At 45.8% G+C, this 24,912-nt stretch carries 24 protein-coding genes and 1 tRNA gene; 14 read left to right on the forward strand and 11 right to left on the reverse strand.

The window, feature by feature from the left end:
- Genes CLV42_RS01460 through CLV42_RS01490 form a run of 7 tightly spaced genes read right to left on the reverse strand, consistent with a single transcriptional unit; the run spans nucleotide 1 to nucleotide 8,825 of the window.
- Nucleotides 1–2,247: a DUF5682 family protein gene (locus tag CLV42_RS01460; RefSeq protein WP_106600125.1), complete on the reverse strand. Its 2,247-nt coding sequence runs from the start codon at nucleotides 2,245–2,247 to the stop codon at nucleotides 1–3.
- A 9-nt stretch (nucleotides 2,248–2,256) separates the two neighbouring features.
- Nucleotides 2,257–3,333: an ATP-binding protein gene (locus CLV42_RS01465; protein WP_106600126.1), complete on the reverse strand. Its 1,077-nt coding sequence runs from the start codon at nucleotides 3,331–3,333 to the stop codon at nucleotides 2,257–2,259.
- Nucleotides 3,334–3,370: 37 nt separating this feature from the next.
- Nucleotides 3,371–4,819 carry a DUF5691 domain-containing protein gene (locus CLV42_RS01470; protein ID WP_106600127.1) on the reverse strand — a complete coding sequence of 483 codons (1,449 nt, stop codon included), beginning with the start codon at nucleotides 4,817–4,819 and terminating at the stop codon, nucleotides 3,371–3,373.
- A 6-nt stretch (nucleotides 4,820–4,825) separates the two neighbouring features.
- Nucleotides 4,826–6,133 (reverse strand): SWIM zinc finger family protein, encoded by a 1,308-nt coding sequence (locus CLV42_RS01475; RefSeq protein ID WP_106600128.1) that lies wholly within the window; start codon nucleotides 6,131–6,133, stop codon nucleotides 4,826–4,828.
- 38 nt (nucleotides 6,134–6,171) lie between these two features.
- Nucleotides 6,172–6,516, reverse strand: a complete 345-nt coding sequence (locus CLV42_RS01480) for a hypothetical protein (RefSeq protein WP_106600129.1) — start codon at nucleotides 6,514–6,516, stop codon at nucleotides 6,172–6,174.
- Nucleotides 6,517–6,570: 54 nt separating this feature from the next.
- Nucleotides 6,571–7,524 (reverse strand): carotenoid biosynthesis protein, encoded by a 954-nt coding sequence (locus tag CLV42_RS01485; protein WP_106600130.1) that lies wholly within the window; start codon nucleotides 7,522–7,524, stop codon nucleotides 6,571–6,573.
- Nucleotides 7,525–7,535: 11 nt separating this feature from the next.
- Nucleotides 7,536–8,825 (reverse strand): MFS transporter, encoded by a 1,290-nt coding sequence (locus tag CLV42_RS01490; protein WP_106600131.1) that lies wholly within the window; start codon nucleotides 8,823–8,825, stop codon nucleotides 7,536–7,538.
- A gap of 81 nt (nucleotides 8,826–8,906) precedes the next feature.
- Between CLV42_RS01490 and rpiA the strand changes: the two genes are divergently transcribed.
- From rpiA to CLV42_RS01505, 3 genes are read left to right on the forward strand one after another with little or no spacing between them, the layout of a single operon-like run.
- A complete protein-coding gene (rpiA, locus tag CLV42_RS01495) occupies nucleotides 8,907–9,581 on the forward strand; it encodes a ribose-5-phosphate isomerase RpiA (RefSeq protein ID WP_106600132.1) in 675 nt (224 codons plus the stop codon).
- A gap of 20 nt (nucleotides 9,582–9,601) precedes the next feature.
- Complete coding sequence (locus CLV42_RS01500; RefSeq protein WP_106600133.1) at nucleotides 9,602–10,165, forward strand: methyltransferase family protein; 564 nt, start codon at nucleotides 9,602–9,604, stop codon at nucleotides 10,163–10,165.
- 36 nt (nucleotides 10,166–10,201) lie between these two features.
- Nucleotides 10,202–11,047, forward strand: coding sequence for a sulfurtransferase (locus CLV42_RS01505; RefSeq protein ID WP_106600134.1), 846 nt, complete (start codon nucleotides 10,202–10,204; stop codon nucleotides 11,045–11,047).
- A gap of 53 nt (nucleotides 11,048–11,100) precedes the next feature.
- Here the strand turns inward: CLV42_RS01505 and CLV42_RS01510 are convergent, their stop codons facing one another.
- Complete coding sequence (locus CLV42_RS01510; protein ID WP_106600135.1) at nucleotides 11,101–12,882, reverse strand: DUF885 domain-containing protein; 1,782 nt, start codon at nucleotides 12,880–12,882, stop codon at nucleotides 11,101–11,103.
- A 90-nt stretch (nucleotides 12,883–12,972) separates the two neighbouring features.
- Nucleotides 12,973–13,773, reverse strand: a complete 801-nt coding sequence (locus CLV42_RS01515; RefSeq protein ID WP_106600136.1) for a helix-turn-helix domain-containing protein — start codon at nucleotides 13,771–13,773, stop codon at nucleotides 12,973–12,975.
- A 111-nt stretch (nucleotides 13,774–13,884) separates the two neighbouring features.
- On the opposite strand from CLV42_RS01515, the gene CLV42_RS01520 reads away from it, so the two are divergent.
- The 11 genes from CLV42_RS01520 (at nucleotide 13,885) to CLV42_RS01570 (ending at nucleotide 23,833) form a co-directional block, all read left to right on the forward strand.
- Nucleotides 13,885–14,502: a Crp/Fnr family transcriptional regulator gene (locus CLV42_RS01520; RefSeq protein WP_106600137.1), complete on the forward strand. Its 618-nt coding sequence runs from the start codon at nucleotides 13,885–13,887 to the stop codon at nucleotides 14,500–14,502.
- Between the two features lie 847 nt (nucleotides 14,503–15,349).
- A complete protein-coding gene (locus CLV42_RS01525; RefSeq protein ID WP_106600695.1) occupies nucleotides 15,350–16,381 on the forward strand; it encodes a hypothetical protein in 1,032 nt (343 codons plus the stop codon).
- Nucleotides 16,382–17,215, forward strand: a complete 834-nt coding sequence (locus CLV42_RS01530) for a cytidylyltransferase domain-containing protein (protein ID WP_106600138.1) — start codon at nucleotides 16,382–16,384, stop codon at nucleotides 17,213–17,215.
- Nucleotides 17,202–18,059: a transketolase gene (locus tag CLV42_RS01535; protein WP_106600139.1), complete on the forward strand. Its 858-nt coding sequence runs from the start codon at nucleotides 17,202–17,204 to the stop codon at nucleotides 18,057–18,059. The genes CLV42_RS01530 and CLV42_RS01535 overlap by 14 nt, the downstream gene beginning before the upstream one ends.
- The gene (locus CLV42_RS01540) at nucleotides 18,059–18,961 is read left to right on the forward strand and encodes a transketolase family protein (RefSeq protein WP_106600140.1); all 903 of its coding nucleotides are present in this window, start codon (nucleotides 18,059–18,061) and stop codon (nucleotides 18,959–18,961) included. The genes CLV42_RS01535 and CLV42_RS01540 overlap by 1 nt, the downstream gene beginning before the upstream one ends.
- Before the next feature lie 11 nt (nucleotides 18,962–18,972).
- Nucleotides 18,973–20,313 carry an aminotransferase class III-fold pyridoxal phosphate-dependent enzyme gene (locus tag CLV42_RS01545; RefSeq protein ID WP_106600141.1) on the forward strand — a complete coding sequence of 447 codons (1,341 nt, stop codon included), beginning with the start codon at nucleotides 18,973–18,975 and terminating at the stop codon, nucleotides 20,311–20,313.
- Nucleotide 20,314: 1 nt separating this feature from the next.
- Nucleotides 20,315–21,127, forward strand: coding sequence for an SDR family oxidoreductase (locus tag CLV42_RS01550; protein ID WP_106600142.1), 813 nt, complete (start codon nucleotides 20,315–20,317; stop codon nucleotides 21,125–21,127).
- A 27-nt stretch (nucleotides 21,128–21,154) separates the two neighbouring features.
- Nucleotides 21,155–21,652: a KdsC family phosphatase gene (locus tag CLV42_RS01555; RefSeq protein WP_106600143.1), complete on the forward strand. Its 498-nt coding sequence runs from the start codon at nucleotides 21,155–21,157 to the stop codon at nucleotides 21,650–21,652.
- A 28-nt stretch (nucleotides 21,653–21,680) separates the two neighbouring features.
- The gene (locus CLV42_RS01560) at nucleotides 21,681–22,574 is read left to right on the forward strand and encodes an N-acetylneuraminate synthase family protein (RefSeq protein ID WP_106600144.1); all 894 of its coding nucleotides are present in this window, start codon (nucleotides 21,681–21,683) and stop codon (nucleotides 22,572–22,574) included.
- Nucleotides 22,575–22,598: 24 nt separating this feature from the next.
- Entirely contained in the window at nucleotides 22,599–23,456 is an 858-nt protein-coding gene (locus CLV42_RS01565) for a sterol desaturase family protein (RefSeq protein ID WP_106600145.1), read from the forward strand.
- A 2-nt stretch (nucleotides 23,457–23,458) separates the two neighbouring features.
- Nucleotides 23,459–23,833: a DMT family transporter gene (locus CLV42_RS01570; RefSeq protein WP_106600146.1), complete on the forward strand. Its 375-nt coding sequence runs from the start codon at nucleotides 23,459–23,461 to the stop codon at nucleotides 23,831–23,833.
- A gap of 149 nt (nucleotides 23,834–23,982) precedes the next feature.
- Here CLV42_RS01570 and CLV42_RS01575 read toward each other — a convergent pair.
- A tRNA-Phe gene (locus tag CLV42_RS01575) sits at nucleotides 23,983–24,055 on the reverse strand.
- Between the two features lie 70 nt (nucleotides 24,056–24,125).
- A complete protein-coding gene (locus tag CLV42_RS01580; RefSeq protein WP_106600147.1) occupies nucleotides 24,126–24,896 on the reverse strand; it encodes a DUF3050 domain-containing protein in 771 nt (256 codons plus the stop codon).
- Between the last annotated feature and the right edge of the window lie 16 nt (nucleotides 24,897–24,912).

A 24,912-nucleotide genomic window follows, 5' to 3' on the forward strand; every position in this document is an offset into this window, starting at 1 on the left:
TTATTTAATACCTAACATTTGTAATACCACAGGAACACCTTGCATGGCTCTTGCGGCATCTATGTTGTCTATGTTCTGTTGATGCAGCCCTCCTGTTCCAGAGGTACCGCCTTTTGCTTTTTCGCCCAGCTTCCTTCTTTCAGCTTTACTGAAATTGGAGAAGGTTCTGCGCAGCAAAGGGAGTAATTGTTTGAAGGCATCTTCTTCCAGCTGATGCATCCAATTGTATACAACTGTCCAGAGATCATTATCAACAAGCAGTAGCGTACCGCTACCTTTGAGAAATCCTTCCAGCCAGGCGGCAGATATTGCAGGTGGCACAGCTGAAGACATGGCATAGCTGAATGTTTTTACCAGTTCGTTGTCTGCAATCTGCCGATGGTCTGTCAATAGTCTGGTAGCATAACCTCCGATGATAGGGGCTGTACTATCATTGCCTGCTATCTGGAAGAGTGTTTGATGCCATTGTGTAGTGAGATCCTGTTCCTGCAATATCAGAATGGCATCATTCATACCATAGATGAGTTCCAGTAATTCTGTTGCAGCATCATCAGCAATGGAAACACAGGCACTGGGTAGGCTGATGCAGATACGTGTGATCATTCCGGCAACAATATTTTCAACTAGAGAAGCATCCGTTTTTCTTACGTTACCATAACGGCTGATCTGTACAAGGCCTGGAATGACAGTCATCAGTTGCATTACATCTCCAGTAGCAGCAGCAAGATTGTTCACCTGCTGAACCAATACTTCGACAGCAGCATGCAATTCAGCAGGGATAGCCGTTTCGAGTAAGGTACACACTTCTTTCAGAGAGGTGGTGGTACGTGCCTGATGTTGTACGTATTGGGAAGTGGCTTCTTCTACTGTATTACCCCAGCTTCCTTTTTCAATGATGTCAATTGAAAAACCAGGATCCCATTGCAGGCGCCACTGTTCTTTAAAGGTTCCTTTACCATTCGTACCATACCGCTGCCCCCATTGAATGCCCAGCATTTCAAGGCGGTGTAAGAGAATACTACGCTCAAGATCTGTTTCCTTACGGAGGTCGAGTACGTAATCTTTAAAGTCGGCCGTTTGTGGCAGGCGTAATCTCTTCTGTTGCTTCTCAATATCCGTCTGTAACGGAGGACGAGGAATATCTGAAGGAACTTCTCCTATCTTATCACTGACAATTAACTCCTCCCTGATGAGTTGGAGCATAAAGTCTTCTCCATTACAGAGCACACTGAGCGTAGCGTCATTCAGTTCTTCCAGGCCAGGCTTCGGTAAGCCTCTGATGGCAGTTAAAGCAGCAGAAAGACGAACGGCTTCCAGTACATGAGCAACGGAGATATCTTTTTGTTGTTCCCTGAATAGCCTTGCTACGCGCGACATCCAGCGGGTGCCGTCATCAGCGGGGAAGCACCAGTTATGTTCATACCATCCCGGTGAATTGATACCGGCGCCATAACCGCTGCTATAACTGAGGCGGTTGTATGTCCACGGGATCCAGGTGGTGGCAACCTTTACTTTTGGAAGTCCTTTTAACAGGTCGTTGTCATCCTTTGCTTTCGGCATATGGATGAGTGCAGGGGCATGCCAGGCACCACACACAACGGCAATCTCTGTGAACATTTCCCTCTCTGCCTGCCGGATGGTTTTACGCATATGTGCTTCACGCAACTGTTCCTCCCTGTCGTAAGGAAGGCGAAGGTCCTGACGTAATGCGTGTATACCTTCCGCAATCGCCGTAAATACTTCTTCAGGGTCCTGTCTGTATTCAAACATATGTTCCCACCATTTCTCTTCATCTGCAAAACCGGCAGCACCGGCCAGATAAGCGATAGGATTATATTTTACAGTACGGGCATCTGGTATATGAGGCGTGAGTGTGCTATTCAGAGAAGGCGCTTCTTCGACGTCCACCTTTGGTCCTCTTTTGGCCTTTAGTTCAAACTGATGCGCCATGGGTAAATCCATGAAACGCACCGGTATCTTGTTTTTACGGGCATATAAGATAGCCTGCCATTCCGGAGAGAATTCAGCAAAAGGATAGAATACCGCTTTTTGAGGCGCATCAGGTTGATAGGCGAGAATGGCCACTGGTGGAACCAGGTGTTCATTGCCCACCCAATCCAGTATGCCATCTGCTTCAGGTGGACCTTCCACCAGCACAATGTCTGGTCTCGTCTTTTCCAGGTACTCTTTCACATTTCTGGCAGAGCCGGGCCCATGGTGTCGTATGCCTAATATGTGTATTGACATAAGATCTGTTTATAGGTCGCGGCAGGCGCGGTAAATATCTTTCCAGTCCTCGCGGGTTTTCACCACTGTTTCCAGGTATTCCTGCCAAACCAGTTTATCCTGCACAGGGTCTTTTAATACCGCACCGATGATGCCGGCAGCAAGATCTGTTGCTTTTAGTTGTCCATCGCCAAAGTAAGCAGCCATGGCCAATCCGTTGTTCACAACAGAGATGGCCTCTGCTGTGCTTAGGGTGCCGCTTGGCGCCTTTATTTTGGTCTTGCCGTCTGTAGTAACACCATTTCTTAACTCGCGGAAGATGGTCACGATGCGGCGTATTTCTTCTACCGCAGGCTTTTCAGCAGGAAGCTCCATTACCTTCTCATAGCTTTCCACACGTCGTTTTACGATGTCTATTTCTTCTTCGATAGAGTCTGGCACGGGGAGTATCACGGTGTTGAACCGGCGCTTCAAGGCGCTGGAAAGATCGTTCACACCTTTATCCCTGTTATTGGCAGTAGCGATGATATTGAAACCCTTTTGCGCCATCACAGCGGTATTCAGCTCAGGCACAGGTAGGATCTTTTCAGATAATATTGTGATCAGTGTGTCCTGTACATCAGCGCTGATACGGGTCAGCTCTTCTATTCTCGCTATCTTACCGGTCTGCATAGCCCGCATCACCGGGGTTTCTACCAATGCTTTTTCCGAAGGACCTTCTGCCAGCAGTCGCGCATAGTTCCAGCCATAACGAATGGCTTCTTCACCAGTACCGGCGGTGCCTTGCACTATCAGGGTAGAATCTCCGCTGATGGCAGCAGCCAGGTGTTCACTTACCCAGCTTTTGGCAGTGCCTGGCAGTCCGTATAAAAGTAAGGCCCTATCGGTAGTCAATGTAGCAACAGCGATCTCTATAAGTCTGCGGTTGCCGATATATTTTGGTTGTACTTCAAATCCATTCTTTAGTTGTCCTCCCATCAGATAAGTTACTACCGCCTGTGGGGATAACTGCCAGGTGTAAGGACGCTTCTCAGTATCCTGCTTTTTCAGTTCTTCCAGTTCTTCCAGGAACAATTGTTCGGCATGTTGACGTAGTACGTTTGACATCTTTATATGCTTGAAAGTGATCGTTTGAATGTATAAATTATTTGAAGGCTTTACTGATCTGTACCTTACAGGATAAAAGCCTTCGTATATGCTCGCTGGTATTTCTCCAGGTGGCCTGGTATGCTGGTTCCTCCGGCGCAAGTTTTTCCAGTTCTTCTGTTATGACCGGAGGGAGTTGTAATACATGTTTGTCAAAGAAATTCCGGGTATACTGGTAAGGATTACGAGCCATCCATCTTAATACCTCATTGGCAATTTCAAGTCCCCATTCATCTGTGCGGTTGCTCAGGTAATTAATCACATCCTGCGGATAATTACTGAACAGGCGTAAAGCATATGCTTCCTGTTCCGCCGCGGGCAATAAGGGAATCACATCAGGATAAAAAGCGGTGCTTTTTTCAAGCAATAATCTTAACCATACCGCATCCTTAAACCGGCCTGCTGCAAGTATCAGTGCAGGTATGAAACGCTTGCCAAGATCATCTTTTTCAAAAAGTGTGAAGACTTCCTCTTTATCTGCTTTAAAAAGAGATTCCCACCATGAGGGAGGAACACTACCCATTAACTGAAAGAGAATGTAGGCTTCTTCACTGATATTCTTTTCGTTGCTTAGCGTAGCGATACCAGAGTCAATAATCCTTTTGTCCAGAGGGAGTTGCAAAGAGATATGCAGTGACTGACCGGGCCCACGGGATATTGCACTTTGCAATATCTGCCAGTACGACTGCACAATGAAGGAGGATGGGATTTGTTTTAACAGTGCCCAGACCTCATCTTTTACCTTCTGGTTTTTCTCCTGTAGTGCTTCCAGCCAGGGAAGATCATCATCAGAGATATTGGTGCGCATGATCTTCAGGAACTCTGTTCTGGTGGAAATGTTTTCCTGTGCCCAGGTCTGTTGTAACCAGTCGCGCGCCATACCCGGATAGGATTGCCTGATATCCTGCAATACCTGTCTGCGGTCTTCAGCACTTCCTGTTTGCCAGCGGTCCTCATTGCTTGCAGCAAAAGGGAATTGCCAGTCAGGGTTCATACTGCTCAACCATTGTCCACGTTTTCCACATACCGTCATAGCGAGATGTCGTATGCGTTTCTGGGAAACGGCCGTATCCAGTAGTACAGGAATATATTCCGGCACTACGACCTGTCCTTTATCATGACAGGCTTCCAGCCAGTAAGTAACGAGAGGCAGGAGATCCATATCGAGCGCATCCTGCAATGCATATATAGCCTGCGTGCTACAGTAGGGACGCTCTTCTGCAGGAGCGGGTTGTAGAGGAACACCACTGTTGTTAACAGGATTCACACCACTTTGCCTGTAGTTCAGCATGACTGCAGCTATGTGAAGAAACTGTGTTTCTCCATCAAGGCTTTTGTCCTTCATTATCTTTTCAGCTACAGTGGCCAGGTCTGCCGGAAGATCGGCAGGAGTTAACTGTTTTTTTCCAGTACCCAGTAAAGCGGTGTTGATAATATTATTCCACATGTCCTGCTATAATAATTTATAGGTCCCGTTATGCCATACGCCCAGTGGTTCGTATTCCTGTTCTTTCCCGAGTAATGCCATGTCCAAAGGATGACCGCCGCTCAATGACAATAGTTTCCAGATGTTCCGAAAGCCATTTTTCAATGGCATGATCTGGTCACGCTGGTCTTTCAGCCACCATTTCATATTGTGCTGAACAGGGGTGAGCTGTTGTACAATATACGGCCTTTCACTGCGGACAGGCATCTTTTCCGAAAGCCCGGTTTCTGCTGCCACGAGTTCCTGCCATCCAGGCAATCCATAAGTGTCCTGTAGCGAATTGTTGGTGACAGGTTCTTTGATGATAGCTCTCAAAGGGACATTAGAGTGAAAGTAGACTAGTTCAGCCTCTATAGACATGCCTGGTGTTAATAACAACTGCGGTCTTGACATGCCCCTGGCATAGAACTGTAATACCAATGCCGGCTGAAAGGAGTGAAGGCCGTACAACCAGTATTTTTCTGTCGTGAGATTATCTTCTTCTGTCGTTTGTTTATTGAGGATCAGCCAGGTATCTTTTGTGCCTGTCTGTTGTCGCAGCATTTCCTGGCTTTGTGTAAAGCCAACCAGCGAGCGAAGCTCCTGTTGCATGGAAGAAGAAAGTGTCTCGCCCTGCAGGAAGCCCTGGGCGACCAGGTAAATACGGAGGAACTGGTCCATGAATTCATGCTGCCAGCCTTCTCCGTAAAAGTTAATTTCTGACAGTCCGCGTACCATACCGGCCAGTCCGGGCGCCTGTGCATCCACCATCCGGCGGGCCATGGTTTCCCAGTAGGAGGTGCCTTTTTCGGGTAACTGGAGCAGGCCGTTACGCACGATGTCTTTCATCCACAGTAACAGCTCATAAATGCCGTCTTCTACTTTTTGTTGGCGGGCCTGTTGCCTTTTGGCCTGGGCAGTTTCATCTACAGATTTTTCTTCCTTATCTGATTGTTTTGTTTCCTTTTGAGTCCGCTTCTGTATCCACTCGTTCACCCAGTCGGGTGGAACCTTGTCTGTAAATAGTTCCGGCTGCCGTGCATACAACAGCATCAGTCCTATACCATGTTTACAGGGAAATTTACGGCTGGGGCAACTGCATTTGAAAGCAAGATTATCAGAAAGAGCTATCTGGGTTTGATAAGGCTTGCTGCCACTGCCCTGGCATTCTCCCCATAAGGCTTGTTCATCGGCTCCTTTACTTACCCATTTGGCAGTACCGGCCAATGCCTTTCCGGCTTTCCTGGAAGGTTCATCTGGTGCCAATGCAAGCACCTGTTCTTCTGATAGGCGCAATGGATATAATGTTTAAAAAGTATTGTATACAAACAATGTTACGCCAGCAGCGCATGATAAATCCTGTTATATAACATCACCAGGTAAGTGATCAGGATAAGTGAATTTAAGACAAGCAGCCAGTTTATATCTGTTTGCTTGTATTTATTTTTCACGCAGAGGATGGCGAGTGTAAGAAAACCAATAAATAGAATAGCCGGAAATACTAATGTCCACTTATTGGGGATCACCAGATGGGCATTTACCATTTTAGCTTCCCATGACTCACCTTGTCCGGCGATGAGCGGCAGTAATCCCATGGCGAGAATGATAATAAAGATCCTCAGGGCTGTCTTTGCCGCAATTTTACTGATTTTATGGCCTTTGCTTTCCTGTTGTTGCATAGCTTCTTCAAGATTTTAAAATAACATCCGGGTGCTAAGTTCGGGATTAAAATATTAGGAACCTATTGCCGGTTTGCGGAGGTGCGTCCACCAGTGAACAAATATGCCCAGGAGCAGGTTCAACACACAAAAGAAGGTCATCCAAGGGTTTTCACCGGCAAAATCACCTATGAATAACCAGGCGAAAAAGTAGAGATGAAACCAGCCTGGTACCAGCCATGTAATGGCTGGTAATTTAGCCGTCTGCTGGCGGTGCCTTTTTTTGAATCCCCAGATGCTGAGTATCGGAAATAAGACAAGCAGGAAGATCAGTTTTTCCCTGCTTGCAATATTGAACTTTTCATGCAACCAGGTTGACATAGGAAAGAGTGTGATCCATAATGCCAGCTGAGAAATGAGAATGGATAACAGCGGTGTAATTGCCTGCCAGATCCGTGTAATAACGCGGCCACGGAAGTGTACCTTTTCAAGTGCACGGGCAAATGTGGAATAGAAGAATACCACACACAGCCATCCGAAGAAGTTACCATAGGGAATACCAAACCATTGCGCCGTAAGAGGGGAGAGCCCCGGTCCGCGGGTTTCCCAGTCCCAATGCCACATATGCAGACGATAAGCCACTACATCCATGCTCAGATCAATACTCAATGCCAGCAAGGCATCAAACGCTGCGGCAGCGATGAGTGGCAGACCCCGGCTGTCAGAAACGAGCCGGGATGTGTAAATGATAATACCCCATCCCATACCGATGCAAACAGGAATGTTATCCGGAGCATGTCCGAGCATCAGCCAGAACTGGCCATATTTATAACCGGCGTTGGACATGACATTGACATATTCCAGCAGCAATCCAAAGCCCAGCCCTCCCAACAGATAAGCGACATGCCCTGTTCCTCTTTTCCATGCGTGTAATAACGAAAGCAGGAACAACAGGATCATGCAGGATTCTGTAATCGGATAACAGAAAGCAGGAGGGAAGCCATAAGGCATATTTGCATAAGGTAACATACCAGGGATTTTTATTGTTCCTTATCCATATAAGAGGTCTGTTTTGTGTCTCTTACAAGGGTATAAACGGTCAGGGATATAAAGATACAACCGGTGACATACCAGTAATACAGCGATTCGTGATTTACTTTTTTAAAGTACAGGGCAATGTACTCCGCGGTACCGCCAAACAGTGCTACCGTGAGTGCATAGGGAAGACCAACACCCAGTGCCCGTATCTCGGCAGGGAACAGCTCTGCTTTCACAACTGCGTTAATGGAAGTATATCCGCTCACGATAATCAGTGCCGCCAGAATAAGGAAAAAGGCCGTCCATTCAGCCGTTGCATGACTGATAGCCGTCAGAATAGGAACGGTGAGCAAGGTACCTAATATTCCGAAGGCAAGTAGTAATGGCTTACGACCTATCTTATCACTCAACATGCCAAACAGTGGCTGCAGGCAGGCATAGATAAGCATGAGGAAGAAGGTAAGCACGGTAGATTTTTCTTTGGTAAGATGTACGGTATTTACCAGGAACTTCTGCATGTAGGTGGTATACGTATAAAAGGCAAGTGTTCCGCCCATGGTTAAGCCTACGACTATCAGCACTGCTTTTGGATGTTCTTTCAGCAGGATCAGCACAGAGCCCCGTTTTTTGTTCTCTTTCTCAGTGGCAATTGTTTCCTGCATATGTTGGCGGATCACCAGGGCGAAAAGAGATAGCCCGGCGCCTATTGCAAAAGGAATACGCCAGCCCCATTCATGCAGCTGTTCCGGAGTAAGGAAGACTTTTTGAAGCAACAATTGTATACCCAGTGCGGTTAGTTGTCCGCCGATAAGCGTTACATATTGAAAGCTGGAATAGAAACCCCTCTTTCCCGGTGTGGAGATCTCACTGAGATAGGTAGCAGATGTACCATATTCGCCTCCTACACTAAGCCCCTGCAGGAGCCTGGCCATCAACAGAATGGCAGGAGAAAGGATGCCAGCGGTTTTATAGGAAGGAGCCAGCGCAATCATCATACTACCGAGAGACATCAGTAAAACGGATAGGGTCATGGACGCCTTTCTTCCTTTGCGGTCGGCAATACTGCCAAACAGCCATCCACCGATAGGGCGCATAAGGAAGCCTACGGCAAAGATGGCGGCGGTATCCAGCAACTGGGCGGTAGGATTTCCCTTGGGAAAGAAGACCGGTGCAAAGTACAGGGCAAAGGCCGCATAGGCATACCAATCGTACCATTCAACTAGGTTGCCGATGGAGCCGGTGAAGATGGCTTTTATGCGGTGGACAGTATCTTTTTTTTGATAATTGTTCATTATAGAAATGAGAGGGTAGATTTCAAAAATAATACAATCGGGGCAATAGTATTATATTGCTAAACAATTAACAGGATAATCATGGACGCGATCACACAAGCAAAGAAAGCAGCGGGAGAGAAGGCTGCAGCGTTGGTACAGCCGGGTATGCTGGTTGGATTAGGAACAGGGTCAACAGCCTATTGGGCCATAGAAAAGATTGGTGAAATGGTCAAAGGCGGATTGAATATCCGTGCGGTAGCCACCTCTCTTGCATCTGAAAAACAGGCAAGAGAACTGGGTATTCCTATTACCTCTTTCAGTGAAATTCAACAACTGGACATTGATATAGATGGTGCAGACGAGGTTAGCCACGACCTGCAGATCATCAAAGGTGGTGGTGGAGCGCTGCTGCGTGAGAAGATAGTGGCCATGGCCAGCAGAAGGAAGGTGATTGTGGCGGATGAGCGTAAGTATGTAAAGACCCTCGGTAAATTTCCTTTGCCGATAGAGATCATCCCATTTGGTTGGGAGCTGGTGTTCAGAGCAGTACAGTCCCTTCAGGGAGCGCCTACACTGAGAACGAAAGATGATAAACCTTATATCACTGACAACGGGAATTATATTCTTGATTGTGCCTTTGGTGCGATTGAAAATCCGGAACAACTGCATCATCAACTGAAGGCGATCACCGGTGTTGTTGAAACAGGACTGTTCATCAACATGCAACCAACAGTCATCATCGCCTACGAAAATGGTGATGTGAAGACGATTTAATAGTATAACAGTCTTTCTCCATGCACCCAAACCTCCATCTGTTTATTGCTCTTATCTGGGTTACGTCAGAGATCCTGCTAAGCCGTTTGCTCAGATCATCACAGTCAGATAAAACAAGGGCTGATAAGCAGTCCCTGCGTATTATCTGGATCACGATTATGATCGCATTGCCGTTGGCGCATTTGTTGTCACGGCAATTGAACTGGCCGATCAGTACTTCAACCGTTTTACCTAATGTCGGCCTGGGGTTGATTGTGGCGGGTATGTTATTCCGGTTTACTGCTATATACACATTGGGACGTTATTTCACTGTGGATGTAGCTATTCGGACAGATCATAAAATAGTGAAGGCGGGCGTCTATCGGTATCTGCGGCATCCGTCTTATCTGGGAATGCTGATCTCTTTCTTTGGCAACGCATTGGCATTTAACAACTGGATTGTAGTGCTGATCGGGTTTCTGCCGGTGCTGGGAGCAGTGCTCTACAGAATGAAAATAGAAGAGGAACTGTTGGTATCAAACTTCGGGCAGGCGTATATTGACTATAGGAAAAGAACATGGCGGTTAATACCATTTATCTATTGATAGCAGGATCTAATTACATATCATAAAAGACAGACTATGAGCTATACAAATTTTGTAAAAGCGGCGGAAGCACAGGTGCTTATCAACACCCCGGATGTTCTTTTTATTGATTGCAGTTTTGCACTGAATGATAAGGAATGGGGCAGAAAAGAATATGAAAAATCACATATACCGGGTGCATTATATGCCGATCTGGATAAGGATCTTTCCGGAGCGATCATAGCAGGCGTAACGGGACGTCATCCTCTTCCGGAGAAACGAGATCTTGAGGCAACATTCTCGGCATGGGGTATTGCGCCTACTACTCAGGTAGTAGCCTATGATGCGGGCGCCGGATTTATGGCAGCCGCCAGATTGTGGTGGTTGCTGAAATGGGCAGGGCATGAGCAGGTAGCCGTATTAGATGGAGGGAAAAAGGTATGGGCAGAAAAAGGGTTCCCATTGGAAAGCGGTGTAGTTACGCCTGAGGCGGCGACATTCACTGCACATTTTAATGACTCCCTGCTTGCTACTGCGGAAGAAGTAATGAAGGCAACGGAAAAACATGGCAGTTGTGTGATAGATTCCAGAACCGCCGACAGGTATGCCGGTCAGAATGAAACGATCGATCCGGTAGCAGGACATATCCCTGAGGCTATTTCCAGGCCGTTTAATGCGAATATTACGCCCGAAGGAATAGTGGCAGGGCAGGAGGCAGTCAGGGGCTATTTTGCAGCTGATTTCGCGAAAGAAGACGTGATCTTTTATTGTGGATCAGGGGTAACAGCGGCATTCAATGTGTTGTTATCAGCGTATGCAGGATATCCTTCGCCGAAGCTATATGCGGGGTCCTGGAGTGAGTGGATCACTGATCCAGGGAGACCTGTTGCGATAGGAGCATAAATCTTTAGAAAAATAGCAAGGCCTCTGCATCATTGCAGAGGCCTTTTTTATGATCAGTGATTGGCGGCCCAGTCGTCCATATAATGCTCAAGTACCTTCAGCGGCATATCCCCCTGTGCAAGTAAGGCATCATGGAATTTGATGATATTGAAGTTGTTACCTGACAGCTTCTTGTATTTCTCACGTAAACGCAGCATTTCCAGTTCCCCGATCTTATAAGTGAGTGCTTGTCCGGGCATCGCCATGTAACGCTCTGCCGATGTAACGGCTTCTTCCTCACTGATGGATTCATGGCTTAACATATAGCTGATTGCCTCTTCCCTTGTCATTCTGCCGGTATGTATGCCGACATCTGTTACCAGTCTGATGGCCCGGTGAATTTCATTATTAAGGGCGCCCATCTGCTGAGGTATATCGGTATAACAGCCCAGTTCCTTGCCGAGAGACTCGCAATATAACGCCCATCCTTCCGTGAAAGCGCTGAAGTTGATCTGCCTTCTGAAGGTAGGCAAAGACATATTTTCCTGTTGTAAGGAGATCTGGTAATGATGCCCCGGAATGGCTTCATGTATGAAGGTGGCTTCCATGCCGAGGAATGTAACGTTGATCTTTGTTGCATCCGGAACCGGTACATAGAAGATGCCGGGGCGGCTGCCGTCCATGGCGCCAATCATATAGGAGGGACCGTTCTGTGATGCTTCCCTGAAAGCTTCCACTCTTCTGATCTCAAATCTGGCTTTGGGAGCCACGCTAAGCATTGTCTGCAGCCGTGGTTTTATCTTGTCATAGATCTGCTGGTAAGCCTGTATAACTTCCTCCGGCGTCTTAAATGGCATGAACTGCCGGTCAGTTCTGAGGAAAACGAAGTACTCCTGTAAGGTACCGGTGAAGCCACTCTGTTTTTTTAGTTCCTCCATAGCAGCGGTGATCCGTGTTACTTCTTTTATGCCTGTTTCATAAATCTCCTCCGGAGAGCGGTCGGTGGTGGTGAAATACCGAACATAATACCTGTATAACTCCTTGCCGCCGGGAATACCGGAGAGCCCTGCAGCCTCAGTGGCATGGGGGAGATAGTCGTTCTTCAGATAATCTGCAAGACGCTGGTATGCCGGAAGCAGTTGTGTGGTTAGAACCTGTAGGAAAGACCGTTTCAACCGTTCCCTTTCTTGACCGGATATAGCAGGAGGGAGGTTATTCAATGGCTGAAACAGCGAATTCTTTGTGGTGTCTTTTTCGACGAGGCTTTCCATTTGAGGGATCATTTTCATAACCAGCACTTTAGGCAGTACAAATCCCGTGGAAGCACCTTTCCGCATATTGCTGATAGCAGTGTTTGTCCATACTGCAAATGCAGCAACGCGTTTGAACCAGTTTTCGTAATCTTTTACTGTAGCAAAGGGTTGCGCTGATTGTCCGGATCCTAATTGCCCTACTAATAGCGGAAGGGAATTGAACTGATTGATGGGCAGGTACTCCGTATGGTATTTCATTCTTTCGATATCCATGTTAAGGATCTCCTTCAACACGTCATAAGAAATCTGGTCTGCGCTATTCAGAGTGCGTCTATCATATTCCGAAAGCAGGCGCAGGTATTTTTTGTCAAACAGGTCTTTCTGTTTTATATAGGACGCGGATATATCATTTGCCAACTGGTCGTCATAATGATGATCGCCGGCAAATGTTGCACTGATAGGATCCAGCCGGAGGCTTTCCTGGTAGTAGTTCTCAAAAAGCTGATGTAGCCGGGTGTTGCGCTCCTGGCCGTAAGCTGTGGTAATGAATGCGGAGCAGCATAAAAAGGAGAAGCAGCTGATTGTAAAAGAAAGTCGTTTCATAAAAGCACCGGGCACGTTTTTACCCTTGTAATACAAAGGTAAAAGGCTCTTTGCCGGCAAAATTGTATCGTATTAGCGTAGGCGGGAAAATCAGAGTTTCCTGTACTCTTTAGGAAGCATGGAGGTAACCTGTTGGAAGGTTTTGGTGAAATGCGCCTGATCAGTAAAACCACACATGTAGGCGATTTCTGTGAGGGAGTACTTTGCCGACCGGACTAACACAAGCGCCCGTTCAATTTTGAGTCTTCTGAAATATTCTCCCAGCGTACAGGAAAAGTATCGGGTAAAGTATTTTGACAGGGTCACAGGATGGATTCCTATCTGGTCGGCAAGCGTCCGGAGGGAGAGGGGTTCATTCCAGGCATCATTCAATACGGTGATAATCTGTCTGGTCCATTCTGGATAATGCTTTTCTGTAGTGAGGTTGGTGCTAATCAGATCAATACACAGCTGCTCCATTGAGAGCTGGCTGCATTCGTCATTATAGTAGTGTTCTTTCAACAACCGGATCAATCCACCGGCATTGATAACAGCATTCCCTTCAAACATCAAAGATTCCGGAGGAATAGCCAGGTTGAACGTTTTAAAAAAACGTTCATCTATTTCAAGATTGAATATGCGAGTTCCGGGACGGTAATGTACGTTCTGATGGATCACTCCGGGATAGTAATACAGCCCTGTTCCGGCCATTTGCTGCTCCGCCTTTTTTTCTCTTATTTCCTGGCTGCCGCCGGAAAGAATATGGGAGAAATGAGGATTTTCGTGGCAATGCCAGTCAGAGATGAGATTCTCAGGGAAGATGGTTTCACTGGTGGTGATATATCCGATGTTATGTTCCCTCACCTTCGATCCCACGTAACAGCCTTTGGAAAGCACAACAGGATTGTTCATGAGTATGCTTTTAAAGTTGGAATATGACCAAAGATATGAGTTAAAATAAACGGGGCAAACATATAATAAAAATGACACAAATGTTTGTAACTTTAGAATAAGTGAACACACATGAACCCAAAAAAACAACCCGCAAGAGAAGACCTCATACCATTATGGCAAATGTTAAACTCCTTTCATCCTATAGGCAAGGGAATTGAACTGCATTTGTTGAAAAGTATTTATTGTAGCAGTATTCCGAAAGGAAAATACCTGCTGCGGAATGGCGAAGTTTCTGATAGTCTTTATTTTATAAGAAAAGGATTAATGCGAGGCTTTATTAAGGAAGAGAATAAAGAGATTACTACCTGGTTTGCCATGGAAAATGAAATGGTATCGGGCATTCGCAGCTTTTTGCTGCAGGTAGAGACGGTGGAAAATATACAGGCTGTAGAGGATAGTGAGCTGTTCGCTATTAGTTATGCAGATCTTAATAAAATATACGAGAAGTATCCTTCGTTTAATATTACTGGCCGGAAAATAACAGAATTCCATTACACCTCGGCTGAGAACAGGGCGTATATTACCAGGCTGCATGATGCGGAAAGGAAGTATGCACTTTTTCAGGAGTTTTATCCCCAGCTTGTCAACCGTGTACAACTTACCTATGTAGCCTCTTTTTTAGGAATAACCATTGAAACATTAAGCCGGGTACGGGCTAAAACATCTGCCCGGAAGAAAACGCCATAAAATAATTTTTGATATATGTCAAAAAAACAGTCCTTATAAGTGGGATTGTTCACCAGAGGAAAACCTCCCAGGCCGCACTGTGTCTACGTTCCAGTATTTTTGATTTTAAAAAGTGTCTTTAAGACAGTCTTTCGCAGGTAGTGACGTCTCGTGAATTCTATCTAATTTTCCATTATGATGTGAATGAAACATTGTTATGAAGAGGGAGCGTGAACAAAGTAAGCAAAACATGACTGTACCTGCTTTTTAAACCTATTATATTCTAAGAGAAACAAGTAAACGTAAACATGACTCTAACCATTTTTCAAGCGTATTTACTGTTATAAAATGTCCCATACCTATACCTATGAATGCCTGTGAAGAGTGACCGGTATTTTTCATGCTGGTTTACTGTTAGCACAACCAGTTAACCATTTAACCACTACTCATAGGGAACACAGGTGCTGGAGAATGTCTTCTTCTTCGGTGCCTGTTCCCTGCTGAGTAAGGGTAAAGGATAGCGTCACAGTTTCCGACTATTCCAATCTTATTTAGAAGGACTTGTAAAGTCAACCCTGAATTGCTATAAAACAATAGAGTTTTTGTGTACCAGAAATGTTTTTGCGATCAGAGTAGGGGATGCGTTGATTTTTTCCGTTTGATTTATTTATATTGCCTAAGGTATTGATGTTGTGAATAATAACTAGAATGTATTACAATATCGACGTTTACGCTATGTTACCATATTGTAACTTAATTGAGCCCCAGGCATATTTTTCTAAAAAAGAGTCTATTTTTTCTTCCGATTTGCGCTGCTGAGTTTATAAATAATTGAAATACAACTACTTCTGTATTTTAAATGACACGTATGCAGAAAAAGAAAATTCTTTTTCTGGTGGGCTCTTCCAACCAGACTACGCAGATGCATCAAATAGCTATTGCATTACGCGACTATGACTGTTTTTTTAGTCAGCTATACAGTACTCATCCCTTTGTCAAATGGGTGCTGAAAAAGGGTTTTTTAGACAATACGATACTTGGAGGAAGGTTTAAGCAACAATCTGACCAGTATCTTAGAGAGAATGGACTGATGAATGACTATGCAGCTAGTATTTATAATAATACTTATGACTTGGTTGTTTGTTGCTCAGACTTGCTGGTAGATCGATCCATTTGCACAACTAAAACAGTATTTGTTCAGGAGGGTATGACTGATCCCGTAACGCTATGGGCCAAAATAGTTCATTTTCTGAAGCTGCCAGCCCTGACAGCTATGAACACAGCGTTCAATGGCAGTGGCAATAAATGTGATATATATTGTGTGGCCTCCGAAGGATATAAGCAACAGTTTATAAGGTACGGCACTGATGCGAAGCGAATACTGGTTACCGGTATTCCTAATTACGATAACATACGGGCGTTCTGCAATAATAACTTTCCGCATAGTGACTATGTAATGGTCGCCACTTCCGATATAAGGGAAACTTTCAAAAGTGAAAACAGGAAGGCATTTATCCAGAACTGCGTTGCTATTGCCAACGGCCGGCAGCTGCTTTTTAAGCTTCATCCCAATGAAGACAAAAAGCGGGCTGTTGATGAAATCAAGGCGCTGACGCCCCCTAATACCCTTATTTACACAGAGGGCAATACAGGTGAAATGATCGCCAATTGCGATGAATTGATCACACAATATTCTACCGTAGTATATATAGGTATTGCACTGGGCAAAAAAGTACACTCATATTTTGATGTAGATGAACTGAAACGTCTGGCGCCTTTACAAAATGATGGAACATCCGCCACAACTATTGCCGACATCTGCCGCCGCTATGTAGAACATAAGGGAAGCAGAGAATCATTTTTAAGTCAATACCAGTTACCAGGACTTCAAAAGGTATAAATGCAGACGAAAGATCTACATATTGTAACGGTTATGCAAACCCGCATGGGGTCTACCCGTTTGCCTGGCAAAGCCTTATTGCCTCTTGCCGGCAAGCCGTTGTTTGTGCAGCAGGCATCACGGATGAAAGCTTCCCGGTTCCTGCAAACCATTGTAGTGGCTACCAGTACCGATACGGCTGATGAGATTATTGAGACCACCTGTATGCACGAAAATCTGCTATGTTACCGCGGGCATGCAACTGATCTGTTAGACAGGCACTTTCAGGCAGCATTGCAGTATAATGCCGACGTGGTTATTAAAATGCCAAGCGATTGTCCGCTGATTGATCCGGCAGTGATAGATGAGGTGCTCAGTTATTACCTGGAGCATGCAGATGATTTCGACTTTGTAAGCAACCTGCATCCTGCTTCCTGGCCCGACGGCAATGATGTGGAGATCATGTCAATGGCGGCGTTGACAAAGGCCTGGCAGGAGGCCCGCAAACCAATGGAGCGGGAGCATACCACCCCTTATTTTTGGGAAAATCCACAGTTATTCCGCATAGGTAATGTAAGTATGCCGGGGGGAAATGATTACTCCATGCGCTACCGGTTTACTATAGATTATAAAGAAGATTATCACTTTATACAGGCTGTATATGATGCGCTGTATAATATTAATCCGTCATTCACTGTATCAGATATCATTACGTTGCTGGAGCAACGCCCTGACATCTATGCCATCAATGCGGCTTTTGCAGGCGTAAACTGGTACAGGCATCATCTTGACGAACTCACCACTATTTCCGCTAATCAAACCAAACAGCTTTCCAACGAATATGACAAAGGATAAACTATCCGGCCTACAGGACCTTGCCCTGAAAGTAAGAGAACATATCATTGAAATGACGGCCGGCGGCGGCTGTTTTATCGGAGCCTCGCTTTCCTGCGTGGAACTAATGGTGTATCTCTATGCAGAATATCTGAATATCGACAGCAGTAACCTGCAACATCCTGAGCGGGACTATCTTTTTCTGTCCAAGGGGCATGATGTGCCGGCTCTTTATGGTACGCTTGCAGAACTGGGCTTTATAGAAAAAGCGCGCCTAAAACAGCATCTGCTGGCATCTGACAGTATTTATTGGCATCCGAACAGGGCTATCCCGGGAGTGGAATTCCATTCTGGCTCACTTGGACATCTGCCTGCCGTGGCGGCGGGTGTGGCGATGGACTGCAAACTGAAAGGGCTGCAGAATCGGGTGGTAGTCATTACCGGCGATGGTGAGCTGAATGAAGGTTCGGTGTGGGAAAGCCTGCTGGTGGCCAACGCTTACGGCTTGAATAATCTGACCATACTTGTTGACAGAAACCAGTTCCAGGCGAATATCAGAACAGAAGAACTGATTCCGCTGGAACCGCTGGTAGATAAGTTTACGGCTTTTGGCTGTGCAGTTAAAAGGATCAACGGCCATGATTTTGATGCGCTGGAAGAGGCGTTTCTGGGCATTCCATTCACAAGTGACCGTGTGAATGTTATCATTGCTGATACGGTAAGAGGCAAAGGACTGCCGAGTATTGAGGCGCGTGCTGACCGTTGGTTCTGCGCGTTCTCTGCTACAGAAATCAGCCAGTTGCTCGAAGAGCTGCATGGCAATAAAGAAGCCCGGATTGAATCAGAAAGTTTAATTGTACGCTAATGAACTACGAAGAATTATTGCTGCAAACAGCATTATCCGATGAACGTTATATCGTAATGACGGCAGAAAACAGAGCACTGGTGCGTTCCATGCCGCAAAAGCTGGGGAATCGTTTTATTGATACCGGTATTACAGAGCAAACCATGATAGGTATGGCTGCTGGTCTGGCCCTGCGTGGACGTATTCCTGTTGTACATGCGCTGGCGCCTTTTTTAACCATGCGGGCGTTTGAATTTATAAGAACCGATGTAGGCATCGCTCATTTGCCTGTAAAACTGAGTGGCTTTATTCCCGGATTCTTATCCGATGGTAACGGGCCTACTCACCAGGCTATTGAAGACGTATCTATCATGCGAACCATACCTGGTATGGAGGTCTACTGTCCGGCGGATGAAGATGACCTCTTGCGCATGATGCCATTTGTTTGGCAGTCGCCTGAGCCAGCGTATGTTCGCATTAATCATAAAAAAGGCAGTTATACACATGCACCATACGACCCCGGGAAAGCTGAGATCATCAGTAGGGGAGACGATATCACCATATTGGTTTATGGCTTTCTGTTTGAGCAGGCTCTGATCGCAAAATCCCTGCTGGAAGAAAAAGGCTTGTCTGTTGGTTTGATTAACCTTCGTTCTCTGAAGCCCGTAGATACCGACGCCATTATACAGGCAGCTAATCAATCGCACTTATTGGTAACGCTGGAAGATCATTTACAAACAGGGGGGCTTTATTCCATTGTAGCAGAAATATTGCTACAGCACAAGCACAGGTCACGTGTATTTCCACTGGCATTGACTGAACGTTGGTTCAGACCGGGATTGCTCAGCGAAGTGCTGGAATACGAAGGGTTTACCGCCAATGCCATTGCAGAAAAAGTGATGCTACAATTACAAATGATTTAACCATAAAATATATGCCTAATACTGTTTCATTTAACGATAATTATCCTGTTATCGCCGCATCTGATGCGCTGTATGCCCGTGCTGCAAGCATTATGACACCGGTAACTCAAACATTGGCCAAAGGTCCGGGGCAGTACATCAACGGTGTAGCTCCCAAGTATTTGAAAAGGGGCAAAGGAGCGCGTGTATGGGATGTAGACGGCAATGAATACATTGACTATAATATGGCGATCGGGCCATTGTCACTGGGCTATTGCTATGATAAAGTAGATGAGGCCATTGTTGCGCAACTGAAAGAGGGCATCACCTTTTCTATGATGCATGAGCTGGAGGTGGTATTGGCAGAACTGATACACGAAGTAATACCCAATGCAGAAGCACTGCGTATCAGTAAAACCGGCGCTGATGTTACCAGCGCTGCTATTCGTGTTGCACGTGCATTTACCGGTCGTAAGAAGGTACTTTGCTGTGGTTATCATGGCTGGCATGACTGGTACATTTCTGTTACCAGCCGCAATAGCGGAATTCCGGAAGAAGTAGCCAACCTCACCGCAACCTTCGATTACAATAATATCGACTCGGTTAAGGAAGCCCTGGACGAGGATACTGCCTGCGTTATCCTGGAACCATTTGTATTTGAGGCACCGAAAGATAATTTTCTGCACGAGTTAAAGGCGCTTTGCGAAGCCAATGGTACGTTGCTCATTTTTGATGAAATGTGGACAGGCTTTCGTATCGCACTCGGTGGTGCACAGGAGTATTTCAATGTAAAAGCTGATCTGGCCTGTTTTTCCAAGGCCTGTGCCAACGGTATGCCTATTTCCCTGTTAACAGGTAGAAAGGATATTATGCAGTTATTCAATGAAGACGTATTCTTCTTTACCACTTTTGGCGGCGAAGCGCTGTCATTAGCAGCAGCTGTTGCTACTATTCATGAAATGCGCGATCAGCAGGTGCCTGCATGGCTGGCGGCCAAAGGGAAGTTGCTGAAAGACGGATATAATAATATCGCGAGGGAATTGGGTATAGACAATTATACACGCTGCACGGGTTATGATTGCCGCTCGCTGGTGGTATTTGATGCCGTAGCAGGTAACCCATTGGAAGTAAAATCATTTGTACAGCAGGAGTTGTTCAGGAGGGGCATTCTATGGTCTGGTTTCCATAATATGAGCTTCAGCCATACAGACGCTGATATTGAACATACGCTGGCGGCTTATAAAGAGGTATTGCAATTGCTTGCAGCCGCCGTGACAGATAACAATGTAAGCGCTTCTTTAAAGGGTAAACCTGTAGAAGCTGTATTTCGTAAAGTAAGCAATTTCAACACCAAGCCGGTTTCAAAGGTATAATATGGCAGATCATTCTCTCTTTTCTCTGCACGATAAAGTAGCGGTAGTGACCGGCGCCTGTGGCTTATTGGGTGTGCAGCATTGCCGGGCCTTGGCAGAAGCGGGTGCCAGTGTAGTCGTGGCTGATTTGAATGAAGGCGCCTGTAAAGAACTGGCAGCCGCTTTAGGCCCGCAGCACATGGCGCTTTCGCTGGATGTAACCAGTCGCGCATCTCTGGAAGCAGGGCGGGATGCCATACTGGCCAGATACGGCCATATTGATGTATTGGTGAACAATGCTGCTATTAACGATATGTTCGAAAACCCGCTGACGGCTAAAGAAAAATCGATGTTTGAGCATTACCCGCTGGAGCAATGGGACCGTTCGTGGCAGGTGAATGTTACCGGTATGTTTCTTTGTTCGCAGGTACTGGGTACTGTCATGGCCGGCCAGCAAAGCGGTAGTATCATCAATATCTCTTCTACCTATGGGATAGTTGCCCCCGACCAAAGTATTTACAGAAATGAAGCCGGTGAGCAGACTTTCTATAAATCACCAGCCTACCCTGTTACCAAAGCGGCGGTATTAGGATTCACGCGTTATTTGGCTGCCTATTGGGGGAATAAAAATGTACGGGTGAATGCACTTTCTCCAGGTGGGGTTGAAAACAACCAGGACGCATATTTTCAACAGAACTATGCTGCTAAAACCCTGTTGGGAAGAATGGCAGCTGCGACGGATTATAAAGGCGCTGTCATTTTTCTGGCGAGTGATGCCTCTGCGTACACGACAGGTGCTAACCTGGTTGTAGACGGCGGCTGGACAGCGATATAATGAGGCTTTGTAAAAACGATAAATGCTATGACGGATCTCCTGCGACAAAAAGCGATAAAGATCAAATTGTTATTAACTGATGTAGACGGTGTGTTGACAGACAATGGCGTGTATTATTCTGAAGCAGGTGAAGTAATGAAACGCTTTTCCATCAGAGATGGAATGGGAGTGGAGCGCTTACGCAAACTATGCGGTATAGAAACCGGTATTGTTACCGGCGAACGTTCGCCCTCCGTTGCCAAACGTGCTGAAAAGCTGAATATCACTTCTCTTCACCTGGGTATTAAGGATAAGGAAGCCCTGCTGGAAAGCATACTGGCCGAAAAGAACCTGAAAGCAGAGGAAGTCGCATTTATAGGAGATGATGTAAACGACCTTGGTATTATGAGTAAAGTAGGTTTAACCGCCTGTCCCTCAAATGCCATGTCACAGGTAACAGCTGTAGCCGATTACCGCTGCCGCGAAAAAGGCGGCGACGGGGCATTCCGTGATTTTGCGGAATGGCTGATCAGTTGCCGGATGTAAATAACATTGGCCTAAAAACACATATCATATGCAAACAATCAGGGTAAGCGACCGCAAAAGCATCGGTCATGACCAGCCCGCCTATATTATTGCTGAAATAGGCATTAATCACAATGGCTCACTGGAATTAGCTAAAAAACTGATAGAAGAAGCTGCCGCTGCAGGCTGCGACGCTGTCAAATTTCAAAAGCGTACACCTGAACTGTGCACGCCCCGCGATCAATGGCACCTGCAGAGGGACACTCCCTGGGGTCGTATTACGTATATCAACTACCGCCACAAGGTAGAATTCGGATACGAAGAATATGCCTCCATCGACAAGCATTGCAATAAGCATAATGTTGACTGGTTTGTTTCCTGCTGGGATGAGCCATCTGTTGATTTTATGGAACAGTTTAATCCTGGCGTATACAAATTTGCGTCAGCCTCATTAACCGATCACGCATTGATTGCCAAAGTAAAAGCCACCGGCAGGCCGTATATTTTGTCTACAGGGATGTCTACCATGAACGAGATAGAGAGTACGGTGAACAAATTTGGTATGGATAATCTGATCGTTGCACATTCTACTTCTGCTTATCCATGCCCACCGGCAGAGCTGAATCTGAAAATGATCCATACGCTGCAACAGCTGTATCCTGGAGTGCCTGTTGGTTATTCAGGTCATGAAACCGGGCTTGCTACTACCGTTGCCGCAGTAGCTATGGGCGCCTGCTTTGTGGAAAGACATTTCACATTAGACAGGGCTATGTGGGGCTCTGACCAGGCAGCTTCCGTTGAGCCACAGGGTATGCATAGGCTGGTACGTGACATCCGCGATGTGGAAGCAGCGACTGGCGATGGTATTAAGCGTGTATATGAAAGTGAAATGGGCGCTTTAAAGAGATTGCGCAGAGTTGTTTCTTTTGAGCAGAATGTGTAGCTGCGCAGGCTGTAATATCACCATATGGACAAGATAGTTTATTATACCACTCCCATTCTGTTACTCAGCGTGGTAATACTGGTGATGCTGGAGCGAAAATATCCTTATACAAAAGGGTTGCCCCTTTTCAGAGATGGCTTTTGGATTGACCTGGTATGGTACACCCTTATTCAGAGTTATTTTCTGAAGATCCTGATCTTCGATTATATTATTCTGCCTATTGACCAGCATTATCACCTGTCATCGCTTCAATTGATCACTCATTGGCCAATTGCGGCACAGGTATTGTTTTTCCTGGTGACCCATGATTTTTATATTTATTGGTTTCATCGGTGGCAACACCATTCCAAATGGCTATGGCGTACGCACGAAGCGCATCATTCAGGAACAGAAGTAGATTGGTTGTCTGGCTCCAGATCGCATAGTCTGGAGATCCTGATCAACCAAACCATTGAATTTGCACCAATCATTCTGCTGGGCGCCAACCCGATTGTAGTACCTATCAAGGCGCTGATAGATGCCGTCTGGGGTATGTATATCCATTCGAACATCAATGTTAAGAGCGGAAAACTTCAATATTGGATTAACGGACCGGAAATGCATCAGTGGCATCACGCTGAACACAAAGAAGTATATTACTCCAACTTCTCTACCAAACTCGCTATATGGGATTGGCTTTTCGGAACGGCTTATCTGCCGGATACCAAACCCCTTCGCTTTGGATTACCGTATGTATATCCCAAAGATTATTTTTTACAGCACTGGCATGCTGTCAAAAAGGTAGATGAAAAGAAACTGCTGGAAAACGGCCTTTTCAGCAAGTATTATTACCTGCGTCCCAATCTGATGAAATGGATGCGGCGAAAAGTTAAAACAGACTAACAATGGCATGGGTCTACATATTTATTGCCACGATAATGGAAATTGCCTGGACATTCTGTGTAAAGTTCATGGACATTAAAAAGATAGGAGCGATCAGGTGGAGCCGCTTTTTCAGCGACGGAGAGTCTGTTCTTTTGCTGTTGCCACTGCTGGGTTACATTGTATTTGGTCTGAGTAATGTGTATTTCTTTTCATTGTCTTTGAAGCAGATCCCAATGTCAGTGGCACTGGCTGTATGGATGGGTATTGTACTGGTAGGGACTTTTCTTTTGGAAGTGCTGCTGCTGAAACAATCCTGGCAGGTGTCTCAATTGTTTTTCATGGGATTGATCCTGGTAGGGGTTATTGGTTTGAAGACAAGTATTAAAATACCGTAAGGATCTTGATCCGCAGCCTGTCTGGCATACCGTAAAGTAACTTGATCCGAAAACATTTATTTGGAAGTGGAGAAGCGAATTGTGATTCCCTTGTTTTATCCAAAGAAAAAGGGCTTGACGTTTATCGCGTCAAACCCTTTTCTGTTTCGTGGTGTGAGGCGGGATCGAACCGCCGACACAAGGATTTTCAGTCCTTTGCTCTACCGACTGAGCTACCGCACCAACTTTTTTTTGTGTCCTTCTCGTGAAGGGATTGCAAAGATAAGCAAATTAGAAATTAACTTCCAAATTTTTATGCAACAAAACTTTTAATTTCTTCCAGTATCCCACTCCACAGCATGTTTCGTTGTTCCAACGCCGCCTTCGATGCCTGTGCAGCCTGCTCCCATTTTACCGGATCATTACCACAAAGTTCCTGCACCATTTCCATGCCTAAATGACTATGATGATCGCCATCGACTTCTATATGCCTTTCCAGATAATATTTGAAGAGACTGATCTGCCCGGGGAATTGCCTGTCCAGATCTGTCACCAGCGCCAGGAACATATCAGGAATAAGATCCTCACGGCCAAAGGTGAATACCGCTGCCTGCACATGTACAGGGGCAGTGGTGATCAGGTCGAATGTGTATTTTACAAAAGAACGTACTGCGTGAGGTAATGTATCTAATACCGATGCAATTGGTTTACCGTTCTGTAATTGCTGCAGGCAATCTGTAATACCCGAAACATCCGCGCCTGCCTGCGCCATCGCCTGCAGGTACAATTCAAAATGACTGACACGTGTGCCATCAGGATCCACATCACTTTCTTCTCCCGTCACGATCTCGTTGATGAGATAACGGGTGGCAGCGCTGCCTTTCGGTACCCATGGAATATCTGTACAGGTAAGATGCTTTTGTAAAGACTTCAGCAATGACATGAAATCCCATACTGCAAACACATGATACTGCATAAAAGAACGGATATCTTCTATGCGCTGCATTTCGGAATATAGTGGATGCTGTATAATAGTCTCCCTGACAGGAGCGATGGTTTCTTTAATATGTGGTATGCCAGTCATGTACAGTTAAGATTCA

The organism is Chitinophaga ginsengisoli (genome assembly GCF_003014595.1).
In the GTDB taxonomy this organism is placed as follows: domain Bacteria; phylum Bacteroidota; class Bacteroidia; order Chitinophagales; family Chitinophagaceae; genus Chitinophaga; species Chitinophaga ginsengisoli.